The 6,738-nt window shown below is 69.4% G+C and carries 4 protein-coding genes; 3 read left to right on the top strand and 1 reads right to left on the bottom strand.

Going from position 1 to position 6,738, the window contains the following annotated elements; genetic code table 11:
* Positions 1–2,822, bottom strand: a 2,822-nt coding sequence (icmF, locus tag AC2H6A_RS04560; protein ID WP_484271955.1) for a fused isobutyryl-CoA mutase/GTPase IcmF, incomplete at its 3' end; no start/stop codon positions are given.
* A gap of 131 nt (positions 2,823–2,953) precedes the next feature.
* Here icmF and AC2H6A_RS04555 point away from each other — a divergent pair.
* The 3 genes from AC2H6A_RS04555 to AC2H6A_RS04545 all read left to right on the top strand — a co-directional run bounded on the left by AC2H6A_RS04555 (position 2,954) and on the right by AC2H6A_RS04545 (position 6,730).
* Positions 2,954–3,808 carry a 3-hydroxybutyryl-CoA dehydrogenase gene (locus tag AC2H6A_RS04555; RefSeq protein ID WP_484271954.1) on the top strand — a complete coding sequence of 285 codons (855 nt, stop codon included), beginning with the start codon at positions 2,954–2,956 and terminating at the stop codon, positions 3,806–3,808.
* Positions 3,809–3,936: 128 nt separating this feature from the next.
* Positions 3,937–5,922: an AMP-dependent synthetase/ligase gene (locus tag AC2H6A_RS04550; protein ID WP_484271953.1), complete on the top strand. Its 1,986-nt coding sequence runs from the start codon at positions 3,937–3,939 to the stop codon at positions 5,920–5,922.
* Between the two features lie 22 nt (positions 5,923–5,944).
* Positions 5,945–6,730 carry an ABC transporter ATP-binding protein gene (locus AC2H6A_RS04545; RefSeq protein WP_484271952.1) on the top strand — a complete coding sequence of 262 codons (786 nt, stop codon included), beginning with the start codon at positions 5,945–5,947 and terminating at the stop codon, positions 6,728–6,730.
* Positions 6,731–6,738: the final 8 nt, after the last annotated feature.

The raw sequence follows: 6,738 nt of genomic DNA, 5'->3' as shown, positions 1-6,738 counted from the left end.
GCGCGGCGCACGCTGTCTTCGGTGGGCGTGGTGATCGCCTCGTCGAAGGCGTTGGTGTGCAGGCTGTTGGCGTTGTCGTAGGTGGCGATCAGCGCCTGCAGCGTGGTGCGGATGTCGTTGAACTGGATCTCCTGCGCGTGCAGGCTGCGACCGCTGGTCTGGCAGTGGTACTTCAGCTTCTGGCTGCGATCGTTGGCGCCGTAGCGGTCGCGCATGGCCACCGCCCAGATGCGCCGCGCCACGCGGCCCATGACCGTGTACTCCGGGTCCATGCCGTTGCTGAAGAAGAAGCTCAGGTTGGGCGCGAAGTCGTCGATGTGCATGCCGCGGGCGAGGTAGGCCTCCACGAAGGTGAAGCCGTTGGACAGCGTGAATGCAAGCTGGCTGATCGGGTTGGCGCCGGCCTCGGCGATGTGATAGCCGCTGATGCTCACCGAGTAGAAGTTGCGCACATCGTGCTGCACGAAGTACTCGGCGATGTCGCCCATCACCTTCAGGCTGAACTCGGTGCTGAAGATGCAGGTGTTCTGGCCCTGGTCTTCCTTGAGGATGTCGGCCTGCACCGTGCCGCGCACCGATGACAGCGTATGCGCGCGCAGCCTCGCCGACTCGGCGGCGTCGGGCTCGCGGCCCTCGCGCTGGCGGAAGGCCTCCATCTGCTGGTCGATGGCGGTGTTCATGAACATCGCGAGCAGCGTGGGTGCCGGCCCGTTGATGGTCATGCTCACGCTGGTGGCCGGGTCGCAGAGGTCGAAGCCGCCGTAGAGCACCTTCATGTCGTCGAGCGTGGCGATGCTCACGCCGCTGTTGCCGACCTTGCCGTAGATGTCGGGGCGCAGCGCCGGATCGTGGCCGTAGAGCGTGACGCTGTCGAAGGCGGTGGACAGCCGCTTGGCGGGCATGCCCTCGGAGAGCAGCTTGAAGCGCCGGTTGGTGCGGAACGGATCGCCCTCGCCGGCGAACATGCGGGTGGGGTCCTCGCCCTCGCGCTTGAAGGCGAAAACGCCAGCGGTGTACGGGAACGAGCCAGGCAGGTTCTCGAGGAGCAGCCACTTCAGCAGCTCGCCGTGGTCTTCGAAGCCGGGCAGCGCGACCTTGCGGATGCGGGTGCCCGACAGGCTGGTGCGGGTGAGCTCGGTGCGGATCTCGCGGTTGCGCACCGTGACCACCAGCTCGTCGCCGGCGTAGTCCTGGCGCACCTGCGGCCAGGCAGCGAGCAGGGCACGGGCGTCGGCCTCGAGCCGGGCCTCGCGCAGCGCGGCCTGTTCCTCGAGGGCCTCGAGCGCGCGGTGCTTCCCGGGGTTGGCCTCGTGCAGCATGCGCCGGCTCTCGCGCAGCTGCTGCACCTCGCGCGCCAGGCGCGCCTGCGCTCGGGCGCGCTGCTTGTAGCCGCGAACCGTGTCGGCGATGTCGGCCAGATAGCGCGTGCGCTGCGGCGGCACGATCACCACCTGGCTGGAGGAGTGGCGCGCCACCACCGCCGGCAGCCGCCCCGGGCGCGCCGGATCGGTCTGGCCGGCAAGCGGCAGGCGCAGGCCGAGTTCGGTCAGGCGCGGCAGCATGCCCTGGTAGAGCGCGGTGACGCCGTCGTCGTTGAAGCGGCTGGCCTGCGTGCCCCAGACCGGCATCTCGTCGGGGCGGCGGTTCCACTGCTCGCGGTTGCGCTGGTACTGCTTGGCGACATCGCGCAGCGCATCGGCGGCGCCCTTGCGGTCGAACTTGTTGATCGCCACGAAGTCGGCGAAGTCGAGCATGTCGATCTTCTCGAGCTGGCTGGCGGCGCCGAACTCGGGGGTCATGACATACAGCGTGGCATCGACGAGCGGCACGATCGCCGCGTCGCCCTGGCCGATGCCGGAGGTCTCGACCACGATCAGGTCGAAGCCGGCCACGCGGCAGGCGGCGATCACATCGGGCAGGGCGCGGCTGACCTCGCTGCCGGCCTCACGGGTGGCCAGCGAGCGCATGAACACGTTCGGGTGGTTGATCGCATTCATGCGGATGCGATCGCCGAGCAGCGCACCGCCGCTCTTGCGGCGGGTGGGATCCACGGAAATGATGGCCAGGCGCAGGGCGTCGTCCTGGTCGAGCCGGAAGCGGCGAACCAGCTCGTCGGTGAGCGAGCTCTTGCCGGCGCCGCCGGTGCCGGTGATGCCCAGCGCGGGGGTGCGCACGGTGTCGGCCTGCCGATGCAGGGCCTGGCGCAGCGCGTCGAAGCCGGCGGCATCCAGCCCCGCCGGCGGCGTGCCGTTCTCGAGGGCGGTGATCAGCTGCGCCAGCGCGCGCCGCGAGCGGGCCAGCCCCTCGGCGTCGCCCGCGGGCGGCGCCTGGATGGCCGACAGTGCCGCCGGCGCCAGCACGGCAAGGTCGCTGTCGCAGCGCTGGATCATGTCGCCGATCATGCCGGCGAGGCCCAGCCGCTGGCCGTCTTCGGGCGAGTAGATGCGGGTCACGCCGTACTCGTGCAGCTCGCGGATCTCGGCCGGCACGATCACCCCGCCGCCGCCGCCGAAGACCTTGATGTGCGAGGCGCCGGCCTCGCGCAGCAGGTCGATCATGTACTTGAAGTACTCGACATGGCCGCCCTGGTAGGAGCTGACCGCGATGCCGTGGGCGTCTTCCTGGAGCGCGCAGTCGACGATCTCGCGCACCGAGCGGTTGTGGCCCAGGTGGATGACCTCGCAGCCCATGCTCTGCAGGATGCGACGCATGATGTTGATCGACGCGTCGTGGCCGTCGAACAGCGAGGCGGCGGTGACGAAGCGAACCTTGTTCGTGGCGCGGTACTCGGCGAGCTTCTTCGCCTCGGAGAGATCGGTCATGGTGGCGGTCCTGCGGTGGGTCGCGGGGGGCGGCGCGGATCTGGCCGGCAAGCCGGAATTATCGACGATTTCAGGCCGGGGCGCGGTCGGGCTGGCGTATCCTTGCGGGCTTCTCTCAGGGAGGAAACCCAATGGCAATCGAGACCGTCGGCGTGATCGGCGCCGGCACCATGGGCAACGGCATCGCGCAGGTGTGTGCGCTCGCCGGCCTGCAGGCCATCGTCCAGGATGTGAACGCCGCCGCCCTCGAGCGTGCGCTCAAGACCATCTCGGGCTCGCTCGACCGCTCGGTGCGCAAGGGTGCGCTGACCGAGGAGGCCAAGGCCCAGGTCATGGCCCGCATCCGCACCACCACCGAGGCCGGTGACCTTGCCCAGGCCGATCTGGTGATCGAGGCCGCCACCGAGAACGAGGCCGTCAAGATCCGCATCCTGCAGGCGGTCGACCGCATCCTGCGCCCTGGTGCGATCATCGCCACCAACACCTCGTCCATCTCCATCACGCGCCTTGCGGCGGCCACCAGCCGGCCCGAGCGCTTCGTGGGCATGCACTTCTTCAACCCGGTGCCGGTGATGGCGCTGGTCGAGATCATCCGTGGCCTGCGCACCACCGAGGCCACGGTCGAGGAGGTGGCCGAGCTTTCGCGCACCCTGGGCAAGACCCCCATCGGCGTGCGCAACAGCGCCGGCTTCGCGGTCAACCGTATCCTGTGCCCCATGCTCAACGAGGCGGTGTTCACCCTGCAGGAGGGCATCGCCAGCGCCGAGGAGATCGACGCCGGCATGCGCCTGGGCTGCAACCACCCGATCGGCCCGCTGGCGCTGTGCGACATGGTCGGCCTCGATGTCCTGCTGGCGGTCATGGAGGTGCTCTACGGCGCCTTCAACGACCCCAAGTACCGGCCCGCGCCGCTGCTGCGCGAGATGGTCGACGCCGGCATGCTCGGCCGCAAGAGCGGGCGCGGGTTCTTCGTCTACGAGAAGTAGGGCAGTAGCCCCCGGCCTCGCCGGGGCTTGCTTGCGCCCGCGGTCAGCCCCGGGTAAGTCTCTCGTGGTCTGATCGGCGTGCGCCGGCGCTTGCCGGCGGCCGCTCGAGCCACCGTGATGAGAACCCGATGGATCCCCTGAACACCGACACCGAGCGGGTACGCGCGCTGGGCGACGCCACCTTCCCGACGCTGGCGCTGCGCCACGCCGCTGCCCGTCCGGATGCGCCGGCCATGCGCGAGAAGCGCCTGGGCATCTGGCAGACCGTCACCTGGCGGCAGCTGGTCGAGCGCGCCGAGGCTGCGGCCGCCGGGCTGTCCAGCCTGGGCCTGGCCCGTGGCGCCCACCTCGCGCTGGTCGGCGAGAACCGGCCCAACCTCTATGTGGCCATGCTCGCCGCGCAATCGCTCGGCGCGGTGCCGGTCCCGCTCTACCAGGACGCCGCCGCCAGCGAGATGGCCTTCGTGTGCCGCAACGCCGACATCGGCTTCGCGGTGGTCGAGGACCAGGAGCAGGTCGACAAGATGCTCGAGGTGCTGGCCAGCCACCCCGGGCTCGGGCATGTGGTGTTCGACGATTCGCGCGGCTTGCGCAACTACCGGCAGCCGCAGCTGCTCTCCTTCGATCGCCTGATCGAGCTCGGTCGCGGCCTGCTCGCCAGCCATCCCGGTTTCGTGCGCGCCGAGATCGCGAAGGGCTCGCCCGACGACCCCGCGGCCATGTTCTACACCTCGGGCACCACCGGCACCCCCAAGGGCGTGGTGCACACCCACCGCAACCTGCTGTCGATGTCGGCGGTGGCCTCGCGCATGGAGGGCCTGGGCCCGCGCGAGGAGGTGCTCGCCTACCTGCCCATGGCCTGGCTGGGGCAGAACATCTTCTCCTACGTGCAGTGGCTGCTGAATGGCTTCACGGTCAACTGCCCCGAGTCGCAGGCCACGGTGGCCGCCGACATGCGCGAGATCGGGCCCACCTACTACTTCGCCCCGCCGCGGGTCCTGGAGGCGCTGCTCACCCAGGTGACCATCCGCATGGAGGACGCCGCCGGCCCCAAGCGCTGGCTGTACCGCCACTTCATGGCGCTGGCGCGCCGGGTGGGCGGTCGCATCCTCGATGGCGACGCCGGCGTGGGCGTGATCGATCGCCTGCATTACGCGCTCGGCCGGCTCTTCATCTACGGGCCGCTGCGCAATTCGCTGGGCATGAGCCGGGTGCGGCTCGCCTACACCGCCGGCGAGGCGATCGGCCCCGATCTCTTCGACTTCTACCGCTCTCTGGGCATCAACCTGAAGCAGCTCTACGGTTCGACCGAGACCGCGGTGTTCGTCTGCCTGCAGCCCAACGGGCAGGTGCGTGCCGACACGGTGGGCCCGCCGGTGGACGGCGTGGAGCTGCGGGTGTCCGATGCCGGCGAGGTGCTGATCCGCAGCCCCGGCCTGCTGCGCGAATACCACCGCAATCCCGAGGCCACGGCCGAGGTCCGCGATGCGCAGGGCTGGTTCCACACCGGTGACGCCGGCTACCTCGGCGCCGACGGCCACCTGCGGATCATCGATCGCGCCAAGGATGTCGGCAAGCTCGCCGGTGGCGGCCTGTTTGCGCCCAAATACCTCGAGAACAAGCTCAAGTTCTTCCCCTTCATCAAGGAAGCCGTGGCTTTCGGCGACGGGCGCGACCGGGTGGTGGCCTTCCTGAACATCGACTTCGATGCCTGCGGCAGCTGGGCCGAGCGCCGCAACCTGTCGTATGCCGGCTATGTCGATCTCGCCTCCCGGCCCGAGATCTACCAGCTGCTGCGCGAGTGCGTCGAGAAGGTCAATGCCGACCTCGCCGCCGACCCGGTGATGGCCGGCGCGCAGGTGGCCCGCTTCCTGGTCCTGCACAAGGAGCTCGACGCCGACGACGAGGAGCTCACCCGCACCCGCAAGGTCCGGCGCCGCTTCATCGCGCAGAAATACCAGGTGCTGGTCGATGCCCTGTACGCCGGGCGGTCCGAGCAGTTCATCGAGACCCAGGTGCGCTTCGAGGATGGCCGCACCGGCTCGGTGTCGGCCACCCTCACCCTGGCTGACGCCGCCACCTTCCCGCCGGCGGCGCAGCCGCTGGCCGCCTGAGCCCGAGACCCGGAGCCGCCGCATGAACCAGCGTCCGATCGGCGACGTCATCCTCGACCTGAAGGGCATTTCGCTGTCCTTCGGCGGGGTCAAGGCGCTCACCGACATCTCCTTCGATGTCCGCGAGCACGAGATCCGCGCGATCATCGGCCCCAATGGCGCGGGCAAGAGCTCGATGCTCAACGTGATCAACGGGGTCTACACCCCGCAGCAGGGCGAGATCGTCTTCCGCGGGCAGCACTTCAACCGCATGAGCTCGCGCCAGGTGGCCGAGATGGGCGTGGCGCGCACCTTCCAGAGCCTGGCCCTGTTCAAGGGCATGAGCGTGCTCGACAACATCATGGCCGGGCGCAACCTGCGCATGAAGTCGGGCATCCTGGCGCAGATGCTCCGGGTGGGGCCGGCGATGCGCGAGGAGGTGGCCCACCGCGAGCACGTCGAGCGGATCATCGACTTCCTGCAGATCCAGAGCCACCGCAAGACCCCCGTGGGCCGCCTGCCCTACGGACTGCAGAAGCGCGTCGACCTCGGTCGCGCGCTCGCCATGGAGCCCAGCCTGCTCCTGCTCGACGAGCCGATGGCCGGCATGAACCTCGAGGAGAAGCAGGACATGAGCCGCTTCATCCTCGACGTGAACGACGAATTCGGCACCACCATCGTCCTGATCGAGCATGACATGGGGGTGGTGATGGACATCTCCGATCGCGTGGTGGTGCTCGACTACGGCCGCAAGATCGGTGACGGCACACCCGACGAGGTCCGCGGCAACCCGGATGTGATCTCGGCCTATCTCGGCGTGGCTCATTGAGCCGCGCG

The sequence above is a fragment of the Quisquiliibacterium sp. genome (assembly GCF_982640115.1).
This window is presented reverse-complemented; position numbering and strand designations above follow the sequence as displayed.

Bases quoted from the DNA above. Each gene is read 5' to 3' on its own strand.
- AC2H6A_RS04555 (WP_484271954.1), top strand. From the start codon at position 2,954: ATGGCAATCGAGACCGTCGGCGTGATCGGCGCCGGCACCATGGGCAAC.
- AC2H6A_RS04550 (WP_484271953.1), top strand. From the start codon at position 3,937: ATGGATCCCCTGAACACCGACACCGAGCGGGTACGCGCGCTGGGCGAC.
- AC2H6A_RS04545 (WP_484271952.1), top strand. From the start codon at position 5,945: ATGAACCAGCGTCCGATCGGCGACGTCATCCTCGACCTGAAGGGCATT.